Source organism: Streptomyces sp. UNOC14_S4, assembly GCF_020740835.1.
Taxonomy (GTDB): domain Bacteria; phylum Actinomycetota; class Actinomycetes; order Streptomycetales; family Streptomycetaceae; genus Streptomyces.
Genome location: NZ_JAINFC010000076.1, coordinates 1 through 20,395, shown reverse-complemented (window position 1 = coordinate 20,395; position 20,395 = coordinate 1). Strand labels below are relative to the sequence as shown.

Annotated in this window: 26 protein-coding genes and 3 pseudogenes; 17 read left to right on the top strand and 12 right to left on the bottom strand. The window is 70.6% G+C overall.

The window, feature by feature from the left end:
* Positions 1-97 precede the first annotated feature (97 nt).
* The 7 genes and pseudogenes from K6I34_RS10050 to K6I34_RS10025 all read left to right on the top strand — a co-directional run.
* Complete coding sequence (locus tag K6I34_RS10050; RefSeq protein ID WP_229324396.1) at positions 98-1,726, top strand: methylmalonyl-CoA mutase; 1,629 nt, start codon at positions 98-100, stop codon at positions 1,724-1,726.
* Between the two features lie 80 nt (positions 1,727-1,806).
* Positions 1,807-2,019 carry a hypothetical protein gene (locus tag K6I34_RS10045; protein WP_229324392.1) on the top strand — a complete coding sequence of 71 codons (213 nt, stop codon included), beginning with the start codon at positions 1,807-1,809 and terminating at the stop codon, positions 2,017-2,019.
* A 168-nt stretch (positions 2,020-2,187) separates the two neighbouring features.
* Positions 2,188-3,108, top strand: a complete 921-nt coding sequence (locus K6I34_RS10040; RefSeq protein WP_229324390.1) for an ABC transporter ATP-binding protein — start codon at positions 2,188-2,190, stop codon at positions 3,106-3,108.
* The gene (locus K6I34_RS10035; protein ID WP_229324387.1) at positions 3,105-3,977 is read left to right on the top strand and encodes a hypothetical protein; all 873 of its coding nucleotides are present in this window, start codon (positions 3,105-3,107) and stop codon (positions 3,975-3,977) included. The genes K6I34_RS10040 and K6I34_RS10035 overlap by 4 nt, the downstream gene beginning before the upstream one ends.
* 54 nt (positions 3,978-4,031) lie before the next feature.
* Positions 4,032-4,253: a hypothetical protein gene (locus K6I34_RS10030; RefSeq protein ID WP_229324385.1), complete on the top strand. Its 222-nt coding sequence runs from the start codon at positions 4,032-4,034 to the stop codon at positions 4,251-4,253.
* Between the two features lie 46 nt (positions 4,254-4,299).
* A pseudogene (locus K6I34_RS38825) lies at positions 4,300-4,719 on the top strand (sensor domain-containing protein); the annotation flags it as partial.
* A 25-nt stretch (positions 4,720-4,744) separates the two neighbouring features.
* Positions 4,745-4,912, top strand: a pseudogene (locus K6I34_RS10025) (DNA-binding response regulator); the annotation flags it as partial.
* Between the two features lie 37 nt (positions 4,913-4,949).
* On the opposite strand, the gene K6I34_RS10020 reads toward K6I34_RS10025, so the two are convergent.
* The gene (locus K6I34_RS10020; protein WP_229324383.1) at positions 4,950-5,267 is read right to left on the bottom strand and encodes a hypothetical protein; all 318 of its coding nucleotides are present in this window, start codon (positions 5,265-5,267) and stop codon (positions 4,950-4,952) included.
* Positions 5,268-5,549: 282 nt separating this feature from the next.
* On the opposite strand from K6I34_RS10020, the gene K6I34_RS10015 reads away from it, so the two are divergent.
* The 4 genes from K6I34_RS10015 (at position 5,550) to K6I34_RS10000 (ending at position 8,635) form a co-directional block, all read left to right on the top strand.
* The gene (locus K6I34_RS10015) at positions 5,550-5,867 is read left to right on the top strand and encodes a helix-turn-helix domain-containing protein (protein WP_229324381.1); all 318 of its coding nucleotides are present in this window, start codon (positions 5,550-5,552) and stop codon (positions 5,865-5,867) included.
* A gap of 566 nt (positions 5,868-6,433) precedes the next feature.
* Positions 6,434-7,447 carry a glucosyl-3-phosphoglycerate synthase gene (locus K6I34_RS10010; RefSeq protein ID WP_229324379.1) on the top strand — a complete coding sequence of 338 codons (1,014 nt, stop codon included), beginning with the start codon at positions 6,434-6,436 and terminating at the stop codon, positions 7,445-7,447.
* Positions 7,444-8,391 (top strand): glycosyltransferase, encoded by a 948-nt coding sequence (locus tag K6I34_RS10005; protein ID WP_229324377.1) that lies wholly within the window; start codon positions 7,444-7,446, stop codon positions 8,389-8,391. Before K6I34_RS10010 ends, K6I34_RS10005 begins: the two co-directional genes overlap by 4 nt.
* On the top strand, positions 8,384-8,635 hold the full coding sequence (locus K6I34_RS10000; protein ID WP_229324375.1) for a hypothetical protein: 252 nt from the start codon (positions 8,384-8,386) through the stop codon (positions 8,633-8,635). Before K6I34_RS10005 ends, K6I34_RS10000 begins: the two co-directional genes overlap by 8 nt.
* Before the next feature lie 23 nt (positions 8,636-8,658).
* On the opposite strand, the gene K6I34_RS09995 is transcribed toward K6I34_RS10000, so the two are convergent.
* A complete protein-coding gene (locus K6I34_RS09995; protein ID WP_374230869.1) occupies positions 8,659-8,904 on the bottom strand; it encodes a hypothetical protein in 246 nt (81 codons plus the stop codon).
* 19 nt (positions 8,905-8,923) lie between these two features.
* Here K6I34_RS09995 and K6I34_RS09990 point away from each other — a divergent pair.
* Positions 8,924-9,202, top strand: a pseudogene (locus tag K6I34_RS09990) (LuxR C-terminal-related transcriptional regulator); the annotation flags it as partial.
* Between the two features lie 152 nt (positions 9,203-9,354).
* Positions 9,355-10,683, top strand: a complete 1,329-nt coding sequence (locus K6I34_RS09985) for a S9 family peptidase (RefSeq protein WP_229324373.1) — start codon at positions 9,355-9,357, stop codon at positions 10,681-10,683.
* Between the two features lie 25 nt (positions 10,684-10,708).
* Here K6I34_RS09985 and K6I34_RS09980 read toward each other — a convergent pair whose 3' ends face one another.
* The 5 genes from K6I34_RS09980 to K6I34_RS09960 all read right to left on the bottom strand — a co-directional run bounded on the left by K6I34_RS09980 (position 10,709) and on the right by K6I34_RS09960 (position 14,058).
* Positions 10,709-10,978, bottom strand: a complete 270-nt coding sequence (locus K6I34_RS09980; RefSeq protein WP_229324371.1) for a type II toxin-antitoxin system RelE/ParE family toxin — start codon at positions 10,976-10,978, stop codon at positions 10,709-10,711.
* On the bottom strand, positions 10,975-11,256 hold the full coding sequence (locus K6I34_RS09975; protein WP_229324369.1) for a type II toxin-antitoxin system Phd/YefM family antitoxin: 282 nt from the start codon (positions 11,254-11,256) through the stop codon (positions 10,975-10,977). Before K6I34_RS09975 ends, K6I34_RS09980 begins: the two co-directional genes overlap by 4 nt.
* A 64-nt stretch (positions 11,257-11,320) precedes the next feature.
* Complete coding sequence (locus tag K6I34_RS09970; RefSeq protein ID WP_229324367.1) at positions 11,321-11,860, bottom strand: hypothetical protein; 540 nt, start codon at positions 11,858-11,860, stop codon at positions 11,321-11,323.
* Positions 11,821-12,546, bottom strand: coding sequence for a rhomboid-like protein (locus K6I34_RS09965; RefSeq protein WP_229324364.1), 726 nt, complete (start codon positions 12,544-12,546; stop codon positions 11,821-11,823). Before K6I34_RS09965 ends, K6I34_RS09970 begins: the two co-directional genes overlap by 40 nt.
* 111 nt (positions 12,547-12,657) lie before the next feature.
* Positions 12,658-14,058 (bottom strand): condensation domain-containing protein, encoded by a 1,401-nt coding sequence (locus tag K6I34_RS09960; RefSeq protein ID WP_229324362.1) that lies wholly within the window; start codon positions 14,056-14,058, stop codon positions 12,658-12,660.
* Between the two features lie 262 nt (positions 14,059-14,320).
* Between K6I34_RS09960 and K6I34_RS09955 the strand changes: the two genes are divergently transcribed.
* A complete protein-coding gene (locus K6I34_RS09955) occupies positions 14,321-15,475 on the top strand; it encodes a cation diffusion facilitator family transporter (protein ID WP_229324360.1) in 1,155 nt (384 codons plus the stop codon).
* Positions 15,476-15,793: 318 nt separating this feature from the next.
* Here K6I34_RS09955 and K6I34_RS09950 read toward each other — a convergent pair whose 3' ends face one another.
* Genes K6I34_RS09950 through K6I34_RS09935 form a run of 4 tightly spaced genes read right to left on the bottom strand, consistent with a single transcriptional unit; the run spans position 15,794 to position 17,779 of the window.
* Entirely contained in the window at positions 15,794-16,153 is a 360-nt protein-coding gene (locus K6I34_RS09950) for a hypothetical protein (RefSeq protein WP_229324358.1), read from the bottom strand.
* Between the two features lie 10 nt (positions 16,154-16,163).
* Positions 16,164-16,571 (bottom strand): hypothetical protein, encoded by a 408-nt coding sequence (locus K6I34_RS09945; RefSeq protein ID WP_229324356.1) that lies wholly within the window; start codon positions 16,569-16,571, stop codon positions 16,164-16,166.
* Positions 16,572-16,574: 3 nt separating this feature from the next.
* Positions 16,575-17,552 (bottom strand): hypothetical protein, encoded by a 978-nt coding sequence (locus K6I34_RS09940; protein WP_229324354.1) that lies wholly within the window; start codon positions 17,550-17,552, stop codon positions 16,575-16,577.
* Positions 17,553-17,590: 38 nt separating this feature from the next.
* The gene (locus tag K6I34_RS09935) at positions 17,591-17,779 is read right to left on the bottom strand and encodes a hypothetical protein (protein WP_229324352.1); all 189 of its coding nucleotides are present in this window, start codon (positions 17,777-17,779) and stop codon (positions 17,591-17,593) included.
* A 317-nt stretch (positions 17,780-18,096) separates the two neighbouring features.
* On the opposite strand from K6I34_RS09935, the gene K6I34_RS09930 reads away from it, so the two are divergent.
* The 3 genes from K6I34_RS09930 (at position 18,097) to K6I34_RS09920 (ending at position 19,907) form a co-directional block, all read left to right on the top strand.
* Positions 18,097-18,414, top strand: coding sequence for a DUF6255 family natural product biosynthesis protein (locus K6I34_RS09930; protein ID WP_229324350.1), 318 nt, complete (start codon positions 18,097-18,099; stop codon positions 18,412-18,414).
* A gap of 31 nt (positions 18,415-18,445) precedes the next feature.
* Positions 18,446-18,955, top strand: a complete 510-nt coding sequence (locus tag K6I34_RS09925; RefSeq protein WP_229324348.1) for an FBP domain-containing protein — start codon at positions 18,446-18,448, stop codon at positions 18,953-18,955.
* 79 nt (positions 18,956-19,034) lie between these two features.
* Positions 19,035-19,907, top strand: coding sequence for an LLM class flavin-dependent oxidoreductase (locus tag K6I34_RS09920; protein ID WP_229324346.1), 873 nt, complete (start codon positions 19,035-19,037; stop codon positions 19,905-19,907).
* 50 nt (positions 19,908-19,957) lie between these two features.
* Here the strand turns inward: K6I34_RS09920 and K6I34_RS09915 are convergent, their stop codons facing one another.
* The gene (locus K6I34_RS09915) at positions 19,958-20,374 is read right to left on the bottom strand and encodes a hypothetical protein (RefSeq protein ID WP_229324344.1); all 417 of its coding nucleotides are present in this window, start codon (positions 20,372-20,374) and stop codon (positions 19,958-19,960) included.
* Positions 20,375-20,395: the final 21 nt, after the last annotated feature.

Below are 20,395 nucleotides of genomic sequence, written 5' to 3'. Positions count from 1 at the left end.
CCCCCCACACCACCCCGCGCCGTTACTGCCCCACGGGCCCGACCCGGAGCATTCTGGGAAGCAGGACGCAGCCGAGCAGCAGCGGGAGGCGGTACCGATGGCGGTGCGCGAGCCGGACGGCAACCACACGGGCACAGGCGGAGGCGACCCCCGGACGACGGAGTCCGGCCTCCCCGTCGAACCGGTCTACGGCCCGGACGCCCTCGCCGACTGGGATCCCGCCGAGCGTCTGGGCGTCCCCGGCGCGTACCCGTACACCCGCGGCGTCTACCCGACGATGTACACCGGCCGCCCGTGGACGATGCGGCAGTACGCCGGTTTCGGCACGGCCGCCGAGTCCAACGCCCGCTACCGGCAGCTCATCGCGCACGGCACCATGGGCCTGTCCGTCGCGTTCGACCTGCCCACCCAGATGGGGTACGACTCGGACGCCCCGCTCGCGAGCGGCGAGGTCGGCAAGGTCGGTGTGGCCGTCGACTCGGTCGAGGACATGCGGCTGCTGTTCGACGGCATTCCGCTCGGCGAGGTCTCCACGTCGATGACGATCAACGCGCCCGCGGCGGTGCTCCTGCTGCTGTACGAACTGGTCGCCGAGGAACAGGGCGTGGCACCCGGCCGCCTCACGGGCACCGTGCAGAACGATGTCCTCAAGGAGTACATCGCCCGCGGCACGTACATCTTCCCGCCGCAGCCGTCCCTGCGGCTCGTCGCGGACACGTTCCGCTACTGCGGTGCGGTGATGCCCCGGTGGAACACGATCTCGATCTCCGGCTACCACATGGCGGAGGCGGGGGCCACGCCCGTGCAGGAGATCGCCTTCACGCTGGCCAACGGCATCGAGTACGTCCGTACGGCGCTCGCCGCCGGGATGGCGGTGGACGACTTCGCGCCCCGGCTGTCCTTCTTCTTCGTGGCGCGGACGACGCTGCTGGAGGAGGTCGCGAAGTTCCGGGCGGCGCGCCGGATCTGGGCGCGGGTGATGCGCGAGGAGTTCGGCGCGCGCGACCCGAAGTCGCTGATGCTGCGCTTCCACACGCAGACCGCGGGCGTCCAGCTGACCGCGCAGCAGCCGGAGCTGAACCTGGTGCGGGTCGCCGTGCAGGCGCTGGGCGCGGTGCTGGGCGGCACCCAGTCGCTGCACACCAACGCCTTCGACGAGGCGATCGCGCTGCCCACCGACAAGTCCGCCCGGCTGGCCCTGCGCACCCAGCAGGTCCTCGCGCACGAGACGGACGTGACGGCCACCGTCGACCCGTTCGCCGGGTCGTACGCCGTCGAGTCGCTCACCGACGACGTGGAGACGTCGGCCCGTGCCCTCATGGCCCGTGTCGAGGACATGGGCGGCGCGGTGGCGGCCATCGAGCGCGGCTTCCAGAAGGGCGAGATCGAGCGCAGCGCGTACCGCGTGGCCCAGGAGACCGACAGCGGCGAGCGCGTCGTCGTGGGCGTCAACCGCTACCGCCTCGACGCGGAGGAGCCGTACGCGCCGCTGCGCGTCGACCCGGCCATCGAGGAACAGCAGACCCGCCGCCTGGCCCGGCTCCGCGCCGAGCGCGACGGCGGCGCGGTGGCCGCGGCCCTCGCCCGCCTGAAGAAGACGGCGGAGGGCACCGACAACATCCTCCCGCCCCTGAAGGAGGCCCTGCGCGAACGGGCGACGGTGGGCGAGGTGTGCGGCGCGCTGCGGGAGGTGTGGGGGACGTACGTGCCGTCGGACGCCTTCTGAGGCAGGTGCTCCGGGGCGTGGCTCCGGGCTCTTCCGGGCTTCCGAAAACGTGCGACGTGGACGTAAGGGACACTGGTGGGATGTCCGCTCCCCGTCGCACCTGCCCCGTCTGCTCCCGAGAGATCGCCGTGGTCGGTGGCCGCTACGCCCGCCACGACCCGCCGGGCCGCCGCGTCTCCTACGACCTCATCTCCTGCCCGGGTTCCCGCCGCTCGGCGCCCCTGCTCTCCACCCAGCCGCGCCTCTTCGACCCGGAGAAGCCGGACATGGAGGGCCAGGGCCAGCTGTTCTGACGGCCGCACCCGTTCACCGGCTGTCCCGTTCCGGCGCCGGAATGTCCTGTTCCCGCCTGTAAGGCGTACGCGCCATGAGCGCATGATCGATTCAATCGGTCCCGTGATCCTGGCCTGTCTCCGAAGTTCGCCTGGACGAGGATGAGAGGGCCGTCTCGGACGGGAGCGATGATGGCGTTGTCCGCCGAAGGCGTCCACGCCGGATACCGCAAGCGGGCCGTTCTGCACGACGTGAGCCTGGGGCTCGGCCCCGGTGTGCACGTGCTGCTGGGACCGAACGGGGCCGGGAAGACGACGCTGTTCAGAGTCCTCGCCGGGGTGGTCGCGCCCACAGCCGGGCGGGTGCTGATCACCGGGCGGGACCCGCACCGCGACCCGGCCGCCAAGCGGCTGATCGGGGTCGCGGCACACCGCTCCGCGCTCTCCCCGCAGCTCACCGTGCGAGGGAACCTCGACTACTGGGCGCGGGTGCTGGACCTGCCCGCACCCTTGCGCCGGGAGCGGTTGACCGAGGTCATGGGGACGTTCCACCTGGAGGAGCTGGCGGACAGGCCCGCGGGCACCCTCAGCCGCGGCCAGACCCAGCGCGTCGTCCTCGCCAAGGTCCTGCTCTCCGATCCCGCGGTGCTCCTGCTGGACGAGCCCACCACCGGCATGGACCCGGCCGCGACCGCGGAGCTGCGCACCCGGCTGCGCGCCCTCGCCGACGAGGGGCGCACCGTCCTCGCCTCCACGCACGACATGAACGAGGCGCAGGCCCTCGCCGACGACGTCACGCTTCTCAAGAGCGGCCGGATCGTCGGCCGCGGCACCCCCGCCGAGCTGCGCGCGCGGATGGTCGGCAGTGCGGTGCGCCTGCGCATACGGGCCCGGCTCGACCCCGCCGAGGCGCTGCGGCGGCTCGGCCACGAGCCCCTCCCCGGGAGGGACGGCGCGGTGCTGGTCGACGTCGCGGACGAGAGCGAGACGGAGACGCTCATCGCGGAACTCGCCCGTCAGGACATCGGTTTGCGGGAGGTCGCCGTCGCGGGCAACGCCCTCGAAGACGTCTTCCTCCACCTCAAGGACCAGCGTCAGGAACGACTGTGACCACCCCGACCACCCCGACCTCCCCGACCACCTCGACCGCTTCGGTTACCGAGATCGTCGTCCCGACCGGAACCGCACGACCCTTCGCCCTCACGGCCGCCCTGCTGTGGCGCCTCGTCCACGAGGGGCGACGCCATCTCCTCTCCCCGGTCGTGCCGTTCGTCCTCACCCTCGCCGTCACGGTGATCACCTCCTGCTTCGGCGGCGACTCGGCCAACAGCGCGGGCGCCTTCCTCTCGCTCGCCTCCGACTACTCCGACGGCGGCCACGCAGTCACCGTGGGCATCCTGCTGACGCTCGGGCCGGGCACCGCTGCGGTCTTCAACGCGGCCTCGGTGACGCGCGCGGTGCAGGGGCTGGTGGGCGCGGAGGTCGCCCGGGGCGGGTTCGAGGAACTCCTCGGCTCCCCCTATACGCCGCGTCGCATCGCCACCGCCGTCCTCGGCTTCACCCTCGCCACGGCGACCGGGTTCTGGGCCGTCTACACGGCCATCACGGCCGCCGTGACCGGCGCCTTCGTGGCGGCCACCTCGGTCCACCTCCACCTCCCCGCCGCGTACGTGGCGCTGGTGACCGTCTTCCCCCTGCTGATCGCCTGGACGAGCGGCAGCCTGGCGCTGCTGGTGAGCCTGCTCTTCCCCCGGCTCACGCAGGTCGGCGTGGCGGCCGCCCTGTCGGGCGGCAACCTCGGCAACGTCGTCGCCGTGCTGCCCGGCCTGGGTGCCGTGTTCGTCCTCTCCTACGGCCTGCCGTCCCTCGGCCCGGCCCGGCTCCTGCTGATCGCGGGAGGAGCCACCCTGCTCATCGCCTGCGCGTCGGTCGTGCTCGTGACCGTCCGCTTCGACCCGGAGACCGTCCTCGACTCGTGAGGCGGTCATCCACTTCCGATCCGTCGACATGACAAGTGAAGGAGACGACGCCCCGTGGCCAGCGAGACGTTCGTACGGTGTGCCGCCGGGCACCTGTACACCGCGACCTGGATACCGTTCGTCGGCATCAGGTCCCTGAAAGTCGGCGGCATCGGCCGCCGCTACGCCAAGTGCCCGGTCGCGGGGCACTGGGGCATGGTGGCCAAGGTCGCCGCCGGGGAACTGGGCAAGGCCGAGATCGCGGAGGCCCGCCTCCACCGGGTGGGCATCCAGTGAACAGGGGAGTTTTCTCCACCGACTCACCCGCTCCCGCCTCCCCATAATGGCTGCGCGGCCGTCTCCGGCCATGCGAGCAAGGGGAAAGGCCCAGGTGGGGGACGTGCGCAGGTTCAGGAGCCGGATATCGGCCGAGGAGGGACTCGCGGGGCTCCGCCGGTGTCTGTGGCTGTGGGTGCTCGCGTGGGTGGCGCTCCTGATGTCGCTGCTGGTGTCCCTGACGGTGCTGCTGCTCGGCACCGGGCTGGGGCTGCTGATGCTGCCGCGCACCGTCGGGTACGTCCGCAAGCTGGCCGACCGTCAGCGCGAGCTGGTCGGCCGGTGGACCGGCAAACTCGTCGCCGACCCGTACGAGCCGGAGCCCGAGCCCCTGCCGAAGGGAATCCAGGGCGTGCTCGCTCGCGCGCAGTGGATCGTTCGGGACGGGCAGACGTGGCGCGACTGGGTATGGGTGTCCGTCGACCCGATCGTGGGCGCCGGGATCGCCGCCGGCCCGCCGCGAGGTCCCGGGCCTGCCGGTGCTCCTGCTGTCGCAGTACGTGGAGCCGCTGTACGCCCGCGAACTCCTGGCCGACGGCGCGGGGTCGGTCGGCTGCATCCTCAAGGACCGGGTCTTCCACGGCGCCGAGTTCCTGTCCATGATCCAGTGCGTGTGTCGGACGACGTCAGAACGTCAGTGGGTCGCGACGTGAGATGTCAGTGGTCGGCGACATGGGGTGTGTCAGTAGGTGGTGACGGCTCGGAGAGCATCCGCAGGCTGTACGCGACGTGGTCGGGAAGGACGTCGATGAGGTCGCCGCGCGTAACCATGTCGGCGGCGGCGAGGTCGCCGAGGGCCTGACGCTGGGCCGCGTCGCCGGGGTCGATACCGCCGTCGACCCAGACGCGCAGGAGAACCTCCGCTTCGACGGGCTGGATCGGGCCGCGTACGGAGAGGTTGGGGTTCTTGCGGCCGGTGACGGCGTCGGCCTGGTCGGGCCGGAGGACGTCGAGCTGCTGCGGGCGCGAGGACAAAACCCCGCGCCCCTGAACGCGGCCCACACGCCAGCCAAATCGACGAAGTGCGTCGCGGCCAATCCGGGCGTCCGTACTGACACCGCATGTCGCCGACCGCTGACACTCTCGTGTCTCCCGACAACGGCCGTCGACCCGGACTCGCAGGAGGACCTCGGCCTCGATGGGCTGGATGCAACCGCGTACGGAGGGGGTGGGGTTCGTGCGGCCGACGATGGCGTCGGCCTGGTCGGGCCTGAGCACGTAGAGCCGCGGTGTGGCGGTGTACCCGTCGGGTGGGACGTGGCGGAGTGTGAGCGCGCCGCCGGCGTCGAGTTCATCCGCGAACTCATCGTCCAGGGCACCAACGAAGGACTCGACGTCGCCCGCGCCCACGGAGCCCGCCTCGGCCGCCCGCCGGCCGTGACCGGCGAACAGATCCGCCACGCCTGCGACCCGCTCACCCGGCCCGAGAACACCGTCCCCTCGATCGCCCGGCTCCTCGGAGTCTCCCGGAACACGGTGTACAAGTACGTTCCGGAGCTGAAGGGTGGACGGATCACGCTCGCCGACGCCACGAGCGCACCGGGATTACCCGGGCCCGCGCAACCTACCGAGTAAGCGGCATCGCTGAAGGTCGGCCATATCCGTTGTTTTTGCGGCCGATGATCCGGCTACCCCATCATGGAACACAGCTCCGTGACCTGTTCCCGCGAGAACCCCGTGATGGCGTGCATAACGGGGTTCTCGCTCCGGAGAGTTGAGCCTCAGGAAAACCCAATTCTCCCACAGCAGACCGCCGCTTATTTTTAGAAGGTAGGAAGAAGCCTGTCGGGCCCAGCCTGAATAAGCCTCCAAGTGTCGGAGTGGTCGTTGTGTGCAGTCGGCAGACCGACGCAACGGCCGTCGGCACGGGTCCATCGTGCCTGGGCCGGCTTCCTCACTGCAGCGCCGCCCGATAGTGAAACATCGAGGTCAGAAGGCCATCCGCACCCTGCGTAACTGGCCACGGCTCATGCTCACGACCTGTCACCATCCAATGTGCGAAAGTGTCGTTAAATTGACACACCCCGTCGTAGAGCGCCCGTGATCCGCATTGATGGGGAAAATCCTATATGTGGCGGCAGTTTCTACCTCAAGATATCTTTCGGATATGTGTGACGGCAGGCCAGGAGAGGAGCGGTGCTGTGGAAAGCCTGGATGCTGCCCTCTTGCCTGAGGTGTCCCGCTGGCTGGAGCGCCGGACGACGCGCGCCGACGACTGGCCGGTGGAGTGTGTCTGGCCCGCCAAAGGCTCCGCCCGGGTCAGTGTTGTGCTTCCCGCCCGTAACGAAGAGGCCACGGTAGGGGCGATTGTCCACATGATCCGTCGAGACCTGCTGGAGCGCGCAGGTCTGGTCGACGAGATCATCGTGGTCGACTCCCGTTCCCGGGACGCCACGGCCAGCATCGCAGCCGCCGCCGGGGCGGCCGTGGTGCACCAGGACCAGATCGGCGACGAGCTGCCCGGGATGGACGGAAAAGGAGCGGCGATGTGGTGCGGCCTTGCTGCATCGTCCGGGGATATCGTGGTGTTTATTGACGCCGACCTGAAAAATTTCCAGCCGAAGTTCGTCACAGCGCTGCTCGGTCCCTTGCTGACCGATCCCGGTATCGGCTATGTAAAGGGCTTCTACCGACGGCCCTTGCTCGATGGGAACCGGCACGAGCCGCAAAGCGGGGGCCGGGTGACCGAGCTGGTTGCCCGGCCATTGCTGAACCTCTTCTGGCCGAGACTCGCCGGATTCATCCAGCCTCTGGCCGGGGAGTATGCCGGGCGGCGAGAGCTGCTGGAACAGGTCCCGTTCGTCTCCGGTTATGGTGTAGAACTCGGCCTTCTCATAGACCTACTCAGTTCGTTCGGGCTGGACGCGCTGGCGCAAGTTGATCTCGACGTACGCATCCACCGGCACCAGAGCACAGAAGCTCTCGGCCAGATGGCCTCTCAGATCCTGCTTACTGCATGGTCCCGCCTGCAACAGCAGGGCAGGGCCGACCCGACGGCATTTCCGCGGACCTGCCTGGCCCAGTTCCGGTGCGGCGGGCCGGGGCGCGGCACGCTGGGTGAACTCGTGGTCCACGACACCGCCGTCGTTCAGCGGCCACCACTGGCGACGCTGTCCAGGCCTGCCCCGCTGCGCACGAGAGGTGTACGGCAATGACGATGACAGTGCTTGTCAACGCGGGCCCGTGGCTCGCACTGCCCCCCACCGGCTACGGCGGCCTGGAAAACGTCGTGGCCACACTGGTCCATGAGCTGCGGCGACGGGGAGTGCGCGTGGCGCTCGCCACCGTCGCGGACAGCAAGGCGGACTGTGACGAGTCGCTAGCGGTCTTCCCGAGCGGTCAGTTCCGGCACCTGCAGCAGCCCTACAACACTGTCTCGGGCGTAAGTGCCGCGCATCTGCAGGCGGTGGTGCGGCGCCTGCAGGCGCATGACGACATCGACCTGGTCCACGACCACGTAGAAGTGACCGGACCCGCCGTGCTTAGCGCGATGGGGCCATGCGGACCACCGGTGCTGCACACCCTGCACTGGGACCTCACCAAGCACCCCGACTTCTACGGCCGTTTCAGCGGGGGAGCTCGGGTCTGGGTCAACGGCGTATCAGCTGACCATCTGCGGCACGCCCCTGCCGCCCTGCGCGCCCATGCGCTCGGGCACGTCTACCACGGCACACCACAGGCCGCCCGGCCCCTGTCCGTCGTGCCCGCATCCGGACGGGAGCGTCATCTCGTGGTCCTGGCGCGGATCACCCCGTGCAAGGGCACACACATCGCGGCCAGGCTTGCCCACCAGCTCAAGACGCCGGTCGTCCTCGCCGGCCCTGTCGGACCCTACCCCGACGCCGCCTCGCTGGCCGGGGCCAGCGAGGCGGCGCTGCTCAACCCGGATGTGCGCTACTGGCACGATGAGGTGTCGCCCTACGTCGACGGCGACCTGGTCCGGTGGGCCGGGACGCTGTCAGGCCGGGACCGTGATGAGCTGGTGGCCAGCGCCCGGGCTACCCTGTGCCCCATCCAGTGGGCAGAACCAGGCGGTCTCGCCCTCGTCGCTAGCGCTCGGCACACCGGTGATTGCCTTCGCCCGCGGTTGCGTGCCTGAACTTGTCCAGCATGGACACACAGGCCTGCTCGCCGACAGCGAGGACGAACTCGCCCAGCTGCTGGCGGCAGCCGACGGGATCGACCCGCGCGCATGCCGAAGCGAGGCCGTCAAGCGATTCACCCCAGCTGCCATGGCAGACGGCTACCTGCGCCTCTACGAGGAAACGCTGCGACGCGGGACGCAGCAGCAGGAGGAGCCGCAGCAGCCTCCCGCCGGAGCCGTGCAAGTCCTGGACGAATGAGAGCGTGCGCGGATAGGCGGTGGTCAGGGGCGTTTGCCGGGGCGTGTGTCCCAGCGGTAGAAGGTCCATGAGCGGCGGATGAGGCGACGCAGGGTGATGACGGCGTGGGCCAACGATATGTAGGCATGGGCGACTTCGGCCCGGCGTTCGGCGCATCGTGCGATCTTGAAGAACTGGTTGCCCCAGGTGTTCATGCGCTCGACGGGCCAGCCGCGTACGACGAAGCCGCAGAGACCACTGCCACACCCCGCGTCGCCGACCACTGACACTCTCGTGTCGTCCGACAGCGTGGCGGACGGCGGCACGGTGATGGATCCGGAGGTCGTCGCCAAGCTCATGCTCCGCCGGTCCCGCGACGAGGGAGTCGCCGCGCTCACCTCCCGCGAGCGCGAGGTCCTGGAGTGCCTGGCCCAGGGCCGCTCCAACGCGGGCATCGCGGAAGCCCTGTTCATCACCGAGAAGGCCGTCGCGAAGCACATCGGCAACATCTTTCCCAAGCTGGGCCTGCTGCCGGACGACGCGGACAACCGCCGGGTCCTGGCCGTACTGGCCTATCTGGAGCGGTGAGAGCGGTGAGAGCGGTGAGAGCGGTGAGAGCGGCGAGGGGGGTGCGGGCGGTGACGTCACGCTGCCGATGAGGGGTATGAGGGTCGAAATAAGGGACCGTATAGGGGAGTTCCCTGATTCGCCGGAGCGGCCGCGATGTGACGCTTGACGGCATGAGAACGCAAGCCACCGTCACCGTCACGTCACACGCCACGAGCACACCGCGTCGTCGCCGTCTCGCGGTGCTGGGCGCCGCGCTCGTCCTGGCCACGACGGCCGCTCCGGCGATGGCCGCCACGGCCACCACCACGGCCACTGGCACCGCCACCGCCGCCGATGCCCACGGTCATGGTCACGGCCGTGACGCGCACCGCGGCGAGGTCGTCTCCGTGTCCCTCCTGGACCGGATCCCGCAGGCCACCGCCGCCCAGCAGGTCCATGACCGCGGGTACGCGGGGGAGACCGCCGTGCCGCGCTACGGCGTGGACCACTACCGGGTGGTCTACCGCACGGTCGACGCACAGGGCCGCCCCACCACCGCCAGCGGCCTGCTCAGCCTGCCGGAGAACGACCGGCGGGAGCTGCCCGTGGTGGCCTACGAGCACGGCACGATGGCCTCGAAGGGCGAGGCGCCGTCAGGTGTCCCGGGAGAGAAGGAGGCTCCGGGCGTGCGGGCCGACTCGGTGCTGTTCGCCGGCGCGGGCTACGCCACGGTGGCCCCCGACTACCTGGGCCTGGGCAGCGGCCCCGGCCTCCACCCCTACGGCCACCTGCCCAGCGAGGTCACGGCCTCGGTCGACCTGCTGCGCGCCGCCCGCACGGCGGTCCACGACCAGGGCCGCCGTCTCGAACGGGGCGTCCACGTCACCGGCTTCTCCCAGGGCGGCGTCGCCGCGATGGGCCTGGGCCGGGCCCTCCAGCAGGGCGCCGACCCGCACTTCACGCTCGCCGGGCTCGCCCCGGTCAGCGGCCCGTACGACTCCCAGCACGCGGAGGCCCCGGCGGGCCTGGAGAAGGGCACCCTGCACGGCAAGAACACCAACTTCCTCTTCGCGTACTGGCTCACCGCCATGAACCGCACGTACCACCTCTACAAGGACCCGTCCGAGGTCTTCCAGGCGCCGTACGCGGCGACCATGGAGTCGCTCTTCGACGGCACGCACGACAGCGGACAGATCTTCGCCGCGCTCCCCGACACCCCGCAGCAGCTCTTCACCCCGCACCTCGTCGACTGGGCCCTGCACCCCACGGGCGAGTTGCTCCGCGCCTACCAGGAGAGCGACACCGGCTGCACCGGCTGGCACCCCCGCATACCCGTCCGCCTCTTCGCGGCCCGCGGCGACAAGGACGTGGCCTACGAGAACGCCCTCTCCTGCACCCGCTCCCTCCGCGCCGCCGACGCCGACGTCACCCTGACGGACGTCGGCGACATCGAGCACTCCCCGTCCCGCCGTGCGGCACTCCCGGAGGCCCTGGCGTGGTTCCGGGGGCAGGGGAAGTGAGCTTGCCGGGAGCGGTGCGCGGGAGTCAGAGACCGCGGTGGACGTCGCGCCGGTCGCCCACCTTGACGACGAGGACGACGAGTTCGCCGTCGATGACCTGGTAGGCGACGCGGTAGCGGCCGACTCTCAGACGGTAGAGGTCGGAGGAGCCGCGTAGCTTCTTGACGTCGGCGTCCTCCCGGTAAGGGTCGTCGCCCAGCGCGGTCAGGGCGGTCAGGATGCGCATGGCCGTCGGCAGTTCGACGGCCCGCAGCTGCCGTTGTGCGGCAGCGGTGAAGCGAAAGGCGTACTTCACGCCGCTCCCTCGCGTGGCGACCGGTTCTCGGCGAAGAGATCGGCAAGGAGCTCGGCCATGGTCACTGTGGGTCCGCCCTCGGCGAGCACGGCTTCCGCTTCCCGGGCGAGCAGTTTGTCCGCGGCCTCCTCCAGGGCTTCGAAGTCCGAGATCGGTACCAGGGCGGCCACGGGCGTACCGTTGCGCGTGATCACGGTCGGCGTGCCCTGCTCCGCGTTGTTGATGTGCTCCGCGAAGTGGGCCCGGGCCTCGCGAACGGTGACGATGTCGTCTTCCATGCTGCGAGTGTACGCGCAGGCGTGTACACGATGCGCGAATGCGGCCGGGACCGGATCGCCGGTGTCACAGCCAGCTGAGGCGGGCGCTGCTGACGTGTTCCTCGGCGGGCGGCCGGGCCAGTTCGCCCTTGGCCACGCCGTCGAGGAGGCGGCGCAGGGCGGCCGTGATGTCGGGGACCGCGTGGCGGAGGTCGGCGGCGTCGTCCGGTCCCGCCTCGTCCGCCGCGACACCGGCTTCCGCCAGCAGGGCGTCCAGGTCGGCCAGCCGCTCCGCCGTCCACTCCACGGGGGCCGCGGACAACTGCTCCGAGAAGACGCGGCCGCCCGGCTCCCAGCCGTCGAAGCGCGGGTGGTGGTGGGCGCGGTCGAGGCTCCCGGCGGGGCCGGACACCGACTCCAGCAGGTCGGCCCGCCAGATCGGCCGGTCGACGACGACGGGCCGCGACGCGTAGATGCCGCCGGGCAGTTCACCCGCCCGGAGAAGCCGCACCTCCAGCCGGACGCCCCGTTCCGCGCCCTCCTGCCCGGGGAGCGGGTCGGGATCGACGAAGTACAGGTCGCTCATCACCACGCCGACGCGCTCGAATCCGAAGACGTACAGCATCTGTCCTCCCCACGGCCGAGGGCCTCCGGCCGGAGGGCCGGAGCTCCGTCCCCCAGATTGCGCGGGGGCGCCCCGCGGGCGCCAGAGGGCCTGGCCCGAACGCGCCGTCGCGAGCGGAGCCAGGGGGAGCGGGCGCCGAGCACGCCCAGGCCGAGGGCGACGACGTGGCCCGCGTCGGCGAGTTCCTGGTCGACGGCCCAGGCGACCGTGAGCAGGAGGGTGAGGGCGGGCAGCCCGTAGCGGCGGGCCCGGTGTCCGCCGAGGGCCAGCAGGCAGGCGGCGGTGGCCACGAGGCCGTAGCTGATGCCCACGTCACGGGCGCGGGACAGGGCACCCGGCAGGTGGGCCAGCTTCATCAGCCACATGGCGCCCTCGGTGAGGAGCGTCGCCGTGACATGCCCGAAGAGGAACACCCCGAACCCGCGCAGCGTCCCCCATCGCCACTCCGCCAGCCCGAGCACACCGGCCACGGCCGCTATCCCGAGCAGGACGGGCACACCGTCGACCACCAGACCGCTGGTGAGGAGCGTCCACCACTTCCCGACCTCGAGGTGATGCACATTGCTGCTGTTGTGCCGGATGAAACGGGCCTGCTCCCGGACGGATTGCGAGGCCATCCACCCGGCGGTGGCCAGCAGCAACCCCACGTACACGGTCGTCGCGGGCAGACGTCGCAGCCAGTTCATCCACGCCACGATAGGCGAGCCGCGGTCGGGGAGGGATAAACCGTTCCGGGACGGGCTGCCTCGGAACGTCCCGGAGCTCGGAACGTCCCGGAGCCCGGGGGCGTCCCGGGCTCAGAACGCCCCCGAGCTCACCACGTTCTCCATCGTGCGCGTCAGCCTCCGCACGAGCCCGGCCTTGGTGCGCCTGGCCTGCGGGGTGTCGACGTAGGCGGCGTTCAGGTGGAGCCCGGTGTCGTTCCGGTGCAGCCACAGGCAGATGCCGTTGTGGCGCGCGAGCCACACGTGGAGCCGGGGCTGCCACGAGGCGTGGTGCTCGGCCCCGGGGGAGCGCCGGAAGTCGCTGTAGGAGAAGAAGTTCACCGCGTGCGGCCAGTAGCGCATCGAGGCGTACTCCGCCGGGGCCAGCAGGCGCCACGCCTTGACGAAGTGCACGTCGGAGTGGCGGCGCTGCAGGGCGATGGCCTCCCGCGCGTTGCCGAGGACCCGAGGGAAGTCCTCCTCTTCCGCCACGGAGAACTCGACGGGCATGGTGTTGATGAACCAGCCGACGGAGTGGGCGTACGTGCCCCGGCCGCGCTCGTTGGTCGGCATCAGCGCGCGGTAGACGTCCGGGCCGCCCTCCGCCCTGATCGAGACGCCGACCGCGGCCAGGAGCCCCATGAAGAGCTTCCCGCCCGCCTCCCGGCAGCGGGCCTCCAGCGCGTCGGTCCCGGCGTCGGTGAGCAGCGCGTCCGTCTCGTGCACCGAGGGGTAGAAGAGGCCGGGCTCGGTCCCCAGTTCCAGCGGGAAGCGCGGGAAGAAGCCCCCGCTGCGGGCCATGAACCCCTTCCAGTGGTCCAGCCGCCCGTCCTCCAGGCTCAGCGTCCGGTTCAGCTGCCGCTCCTCGCGGCCGAAGTCGAGATAGCTGCCCGCTTCCGGGAGCTCGGGCTCCTCGCCCCGGGCGTACGCCGCGTACGCGGTGGCGATGTCGCGCACGGCCAGCGGGTTCGACAGGCCGTCGGTGACGAGGTGGTCCCAGGAGAAGTGCACCGTGGCCGACGTCTCCCGGACCACGGCACCCATGACGATCAGCGGCCAGGAGAGCGGGTCCACCCCCTGGAAGAACTCGTGGAGATAGGCGCGGACCTCGTCGGCGGTCCCGGCCCTGCCCACGTCGACGAGCTTGAGCGCCACCTCGTCCGGGCCGAGGGGATCACCGGAGAGGTCACCGGCGAGGGGACGGTAGATGCAGCGCAGCACCTCGTGCCGCCGTACGAAGTGCAGCAGCGCGGATTCGAGGGCCCCCAGGTCGACGGCGCCGGGGAGCTCGAACGTCGTGGCGACGTACGTGGGGATGTCCTCGTCCGCCTCGTGCGCGTGCTGGGCGACGGTGAAGTGCTTGACCTGGTTGTAGCCGGTGACCCTGCGGGCCGGGGAGGGACCGTCGCCGCCGCGCATCCGTGTGGCGACCAGCCGCCACTCGTAGATGTGCCCTGGCTCGATCTCCGTGTCGTCGATGGATGCCTGAAGCACGCTGTCCCCTCCGCCGTCCGGCCGCCGTAACGCTTCTCCGGCCCAACGACGCGGCCGTTCCCGGGCAACGGGAGCGCGTTCCACCGATCACACGTCCGGCAGGACCGACGAGGTGCGGATGTGCCTCCGGCTACCTCTGCCGATCCCCGCTGGCCCCCGTCGGCCCGAATCGAACAGCCCGCACCTGCAAGCGCGTCGCACCTGGTCAGAGCCCGTACGACGGCTATAGCCGCAATCGAATCGGCGTGCCATCGTGGGCGGTATGGCACCCAACGGCACCTCCGCGCACGGCCGTGGTCACCGCCACCCGCACGATCACGACCACCACGCTCACACCCACCACCACGGCCCCCGGTGGCAGCGCGTACCTCAGCGCATCCCCCAGCGCATCCCCCAGGGCATTCCCCAGGGCATTCCCCAGGGCGTGCTCCGTGGTCCGGCCCACCGCGTGGCCCACGTCCTCACCCCGCACAGCCATGACTCCGCGGACAAGGTCGACGCGGCCATGGAGGCGTCCCGCGAGGGCATGCGCACGCTCTGGCTCTCCTTCGCCGTCCTCGGCCTGACGACAGCCGTCCAGGCCGTGATCGCCGCGCTGTCCGGCTCCGTGGCCCTCCTCGGCGACACGGTCCACAACGGTGCCGACGCCCTCACCGCCCTCCCCCTGGGCCTCGCGTTCCTCCTCGGGCGTCGGGCGGCCACCCGCCGCTACACGTACGGCTACGGCCGCGCCGAGGACCTGGCCGGCGTCGTGATCGTGCTGACGATCGCCGCCTCCTCCGCCCTGGCCGCGTACACGGCCGTGGACCGGCTCCTGCACCCCCGCGACGTCGGCCACCTGTGGGCCGTCGCCCTCGCGGCCGTCGCCGGGTTCGCGGGCAACGAGTGGGTGGCCCGCCACCGCATCCGCACGGGACGGCGCATCGGCTCCGCCGCCCTGGTCGCGGACGGCCTGCACGCCCGTACCGACGGCTTCACGTCCCTCGCCGTCCTGCTCGGCGCCGGTGGCACCGCTCTCGGCCTGCGCACGGCCGATCCCGTCGTCGGCCTGCTGATCACCGCGGTCATCCTCGTCGTCCTGCGCGACGCGGCGCGCGAGGTCTACCGGCGCCTGATGGACGCCGTCGACCCGGCCCTGGTCGACGCGGCGGAGACGGCCCTGCGCGCGGTGGAGGGGGTGCGCGGGCTGGGCCAGGTGCGCATGCGGTGGATAGGGCACGCGCTGCACGCGGAGGCCGCGATCGTCGTCGACCCCGGCCTGAACGTGGTCCGGGCACACGAACTGGCCGTCGCCGCCGAACACGCCCTCATCCACGCGGTGCCCCGGCTGACCGCCGCGACCATCCACACCGACCACCTCGTGACCGAAGGCCCCGATCCGCACCGACTGCTGGCCCACCACGGCCACCCGGTCTGAGCCGCACCGTGCCACCGTTGCGCCCGGAACCACCCGGAATCACCTGGAACTCAGACCGTCCGGCGCCGATCGCGGGGACACCACCCGGACGGCCGCCCCCCGACGGCCCACCCCGGATGCGACACCCCTGGCCGCGCCCTAGCGTCGTTCTCGACAGGGCGAGCGTTCACCGGAGATGGTCGATGCACTACCTGACGGGTCCTCATCGGCGCTCCTTGCTCATTCTCCGGGCGCTCGTCCTGGTCACCCCCTCGGCGCGGACAACTGCCCGTTCGGGCATGAACTTTCGTGCCGGACCGACGGCGATACGGCCTCGCGTCACCGCTGGCCGGCCTCCTCCAGTGCTTCGGCCCGCTCGCGCAAATCGGCGGCTATGTGATCCCAGTCGGGTCCGTGCAGCCAGAGATTGTCCGCGGCTTCGCGCAGGAGGCCGGGTTCGTCGGGCCGCTGGAGGAGGACCAGCCGGTAGGCGAGATTGCGTATCCACACCGGGAGGTATCCCTCGACCTGGTTCGGGGAGAGCTCGCGCAGCATGGCGAGGATCGCGTCGGGCTCGGCGAAGGTCAGCTCCTCGGTGAAGAGGAATTCCTTGTGCTCGGCGTCGCACTCCGGCGCGGGCCGGAACTCGTCGCCGTAGAGGCAGCGGGCGTGTTCGGTCAGGGTGCGGTGGCGGTGCATGCGGGCGACCCTACGGGACCGGTACGGCGGCGTCGTCCGTACCGCTTTCCGTACCGCTTTCCATGCCGCCTTCCGCGCCGGAGGCCGCGCCCTCGGTGGCGATGGTTTCCCGCATCCGGGCCATGGTGCTGCGCAGCGCCGCCAGGTAGCCCTCGCGCATGAGCTCGGCCTTCCGGTTGTCCTCCTCGCTCTCCCCGAGGTCCGTCGTGGAGCTGAAGGTGAGAGTGAGGCCGGTCTCGTCCTCGTCTATGTCGTTGTGGATCAGCCACGCCGCCCGCTCGTCCCGGCGCGCGAAGGTGACCCGCCGCTTCGGGCGAACTGCTGAACAGAGTCGAGGGCAATCTCGGTCGTCCCCTGGAATCGTGATGCGCGCCTGCGGCGGCCGGGCCGTCTCTGCCGTCGGCCCTTGCGGCCGCATCCTCTACTGCCGGATCAGGAAATCGGCGAAGGAAGCCAGAAGGCCCTGCCCGGTGAGTGGCTCCAGGAAGAGGAATTGCCCCTGGGGGTTCACCTCGAACCAGACGGGGTCGCCTTGGTCGGTCAGCTTGAGATCCATCATGCCGACCTTGAGGTCAAGTGCCCGCAGCAGCGCGATCAGTTGCCGTTCGAGAGCCGGGTCGAGCGTGTACGGGGTGACCGGGACGTTGATGTTCGGCCGCCAGTCGAGATCGTCCGTCTCGATGAGAGCGGCGTGCACCTCGTCGCCGAAGCAGTTCACCCGGAGATGTGCCGTGCCGGGAATCCATTCCTGGTAAATGCCGGGCACCGCGCGGATCTGGGCGTCCGAGATCCGGTCCAGATCGACAGGGCACGTCGCGAGGAACACCCGGCCGCTGTTGCGGGCTGCTTTGATGATGACGCGGCCGTGGTGCCGCCGGTGGAAGTCCCGTACGGCCGAAGGGTCGTTCGACAGGAGCGTGTCCGGCACGCGAAGGCCCTGCTGCCGGGCGACGGCCAGCTGGTGGATCTTGTCCCCGGCGCGGTCCGTGGCCTCGGGCGAGGACACCCACGTGCCCCGGAACGAGGCGCTGAGGAACGACCGCAGCGTGGCCGTGGCGTTCGTGTCGACGAAATGGACTTGGTCGTCGTCGAGCGCGCCGACCGGAAGCCGCTGATGGAGGGCGGGCCGACGCCACCACACGGTGGAAACGGCGCCGACCTCCAGGCCTCGGCCGCCGATCACGAGAGTGGGCTCTCTCCCGTACTCGAAGCTCAGCGGGTGGTCGCGGATTCTGTCGCACGCCAGGAAACGCACGTGACAGTCGCGGCTGCCGAGTTCACGCCGCACGGCGAGTGCGTGCAGATCGTTCGTTCCGCTGACGATGAGGACGGTCTTCTGTGTCTTCTGTGTCTTCTGTGTCGTCTGTTTCTTCTGGGTTTTCTGCGCCTTCTGTGTCATCTCCGTTTCCCCGGCCGCCACGGCCGGGGTCGGCGTCCTCAGTCCTCCGCGCTGTCGCCGAGGATGGTCGTCGTTCCGGCTGTTTCGAGATGTACGTCTTCCCGTGAAAGGCCGAACTCCGCGCCCAGTGCCTCCTCGTACGAGGTGACGCGGGCATTCGGGACCAGTCCTTGCCGCTCGTTCTGAAGAGCGAAGAGGGCGGGGACCGCCGCGGACTCGTTCTCCATTTCCCTGCTCCTTCCGGTGCGGGGATGTGTTCGTGCTCGCAACGTAACAGCGCCCCTTGTGAAAGCCAATGGGCAGGCGTGTGCCGGGCGCAGCTTTCCGGGTACAGAGCATGCCGTCTCTGGCGGCGCGGGCGGAGGGACGGTAGGGACGGGGGTGCAATGGAGCGCGGGCGCACCCGAGTTCCGCCGCGCACCGAGAATCCTTGGCCACGGGTGGCATGACGGCCGCCGGGTAGGCAAGGCTGGCCCTGCGACGGCATTGCCGCCGCGTCCACGGCGTGCCCGGAGGGAAACGGCATGCCCGGAAGGAACACCGCATGCCCGGAAGGAAAGAAGACGCCCCCGTGAAAACGGCCTGTACGCACCAGACCGAATGGATCCAGCGCCCCGGCGAAACCCAATGCACCGGCTGCGGGGTGATCCGGTTCCACCACTACGCCGCGGTCCGGCCCCCGGGGCTCGCCGCGGCGATCACCCCGAAGCGCCGCGACGCCGAAAAGGCCGACCGCGCGGCGGCGGAATGGGTGATGCGCCACACCCGGCAGTACAAGACCTCCTCCTGGGCGTGCCCGAACAAAATTCGCATGCGCGCCACGCGGCATACGGCCATAGTGGGACCTTCGGCACGTGCGTAATCAGGACACGTGCGTGATCAGGAGGGGCGCCATGCGGGAGCTCGGCGAGCAGGAGATCCGGGACTCGTTCATCAATTGTTCCAAGGGGGAGGCGAAGCGGATCAACCTCCCCAGGGATCTCGGTGAGCGGCCCTGGGAAGAGCTCGACTTCCTCGGCTGGACGGATCCGGGCGCCCCCGACCGCAGCTATCTGGTGACGGAACGGGACGGGAAGCTCGTCGGCGTGACGCTGCGGCTGTCCGCGAACCGCGGTTACCGGCCCAATCTGTGCTCGCTGTGCTACACGGGACACACACGGGGCGGGGTCTGCCTGATGGCCGCCCGGAAGGCGGGCAAGGCGGGGAAGGAAGGCAACTCGTACGGCATATACATCTGCTCGGATCTCGCCTGCTCCCTCTACATCCGGGGGAAGAAGGTCCCGCCCGTGGGTGGTGCCCGCTACGAGGAATCGCTGACGACCGAGGAGCAGGTCGAGCGGGCGCGGACGAAGCTGTACGCGTTCCTGGACGAGCTCACGAAGCAGAGCGTGCCCACCACCTGAGGTCACTGTCCTCGCAGGGCTGGGTTCGCCGACGCGAATGCCGTTGCGGGCACCAGCGTGACGAAGCCATCATGCGAGGATGCGCTTCTCCTTGAACGTGCCCAACTTCGGGGACTTCGCCGATGCCAGGAATGTGGCGGCCCTGGCCGTGGCGGCCGAGGAGGCGGGGTGGGACGCCCTGTTCCTGTGGGACCACGTGGTCCATTACAAGGACGCTCCCCGTCCCGTCGGCGACCCGTGGATGCTGCTGACGGCGGCCGCGCTGGCCACCTCGCGCATCGGGCTGGGCACGCTGGTCACGCCGGTTCCCCGGCGGCGTCCGCACCAGTTGGCGCGGCAGGTGGCGACGCTGGACCGGATCAGCGGGGGCCGGGTGATCTTCGCGGCGGGCCTGGGCGGGCCGGTCGAGGACGAGTACGGGAGCTTCGGCGAACCCACCGACGAGGTCCTGCTCGCCGAGCGTCTGGACGAGGGGCTGGGCCTGCTGGAGCGCTACTGGACGGGGGAGCGGGTCACGCACCACGGCCGCCACTTCCACGCGGACGACGTGGCGCTGCTGCCCCGGCCCGTGCAGTCCCCGCGCCCACCGGTGTGGATCGCCGGCTTCTGGCCCAACCGCAGGCCCATGCGGCGCGCGGCGCGCTGGGACGGCGCGGTCCCGCTGTTCCGCTCCGCGGGGCACGGCCGTACGCCGCCCGCGGACGAGGTGCGCGAGCTCGTGACGTACGTCCGGCGGCACCGCCCCGACGGCCGCCGCGACGTGCCCTTCGAGGTCGTGGTGGGCGGAGTCGCGCCCGGGAACGGCCGGGCGTCCGCCGCCCGTGACGTCATCGGCCCTCTCCTCGACGCGGGCGCCACCTGGTGGGACGAGCGGCTCCCCATCGACCACCCCGACCTTGCCCACTTCGGCACGGTCCTCGCCCGGGCGGAACAGGGGCCGCCGCGCCTCTGACGCGGGGCCGGGGCCGGGGGCCGTACGCGCGGTGGATGCCGTGGGCGGCCTCAGGCGCGCGAGAGGAATTCGGGCTCGATCCCGATCGTCGTGACGCCCTCGGTGACCGTCCGGACGAACTGGCGGATCTCCGCGACGAGCGCGTCCCACGTGTACGGCTCGGTCCACTTGCCCGGGGCGTACACCGAACCGATTCGCCAGCCGTCGTCCGACTCGACGATCCGCACCACGCCTTTGTCCGCGTACGACATCGAATCGAGCTCGAAGTCGCGCTGCCCGCCGTCCCGCAGCCAGTAGACGAGCCGGTACGCGAGCTCGGCCACGGGATACTTCGACTCGAACCACACGCCCTTGATGTCGAGGTCCGCCTCGATGTCCATGAGCAGCACCGAGAGCGGCGCGGTCTCGGGTGTGAGGCCGCGCAGGGGGATGTCCAGAGCGCTGAACTCCCCGACGACGAAAGTCACTGATCTTCACCCTCTGTAGCG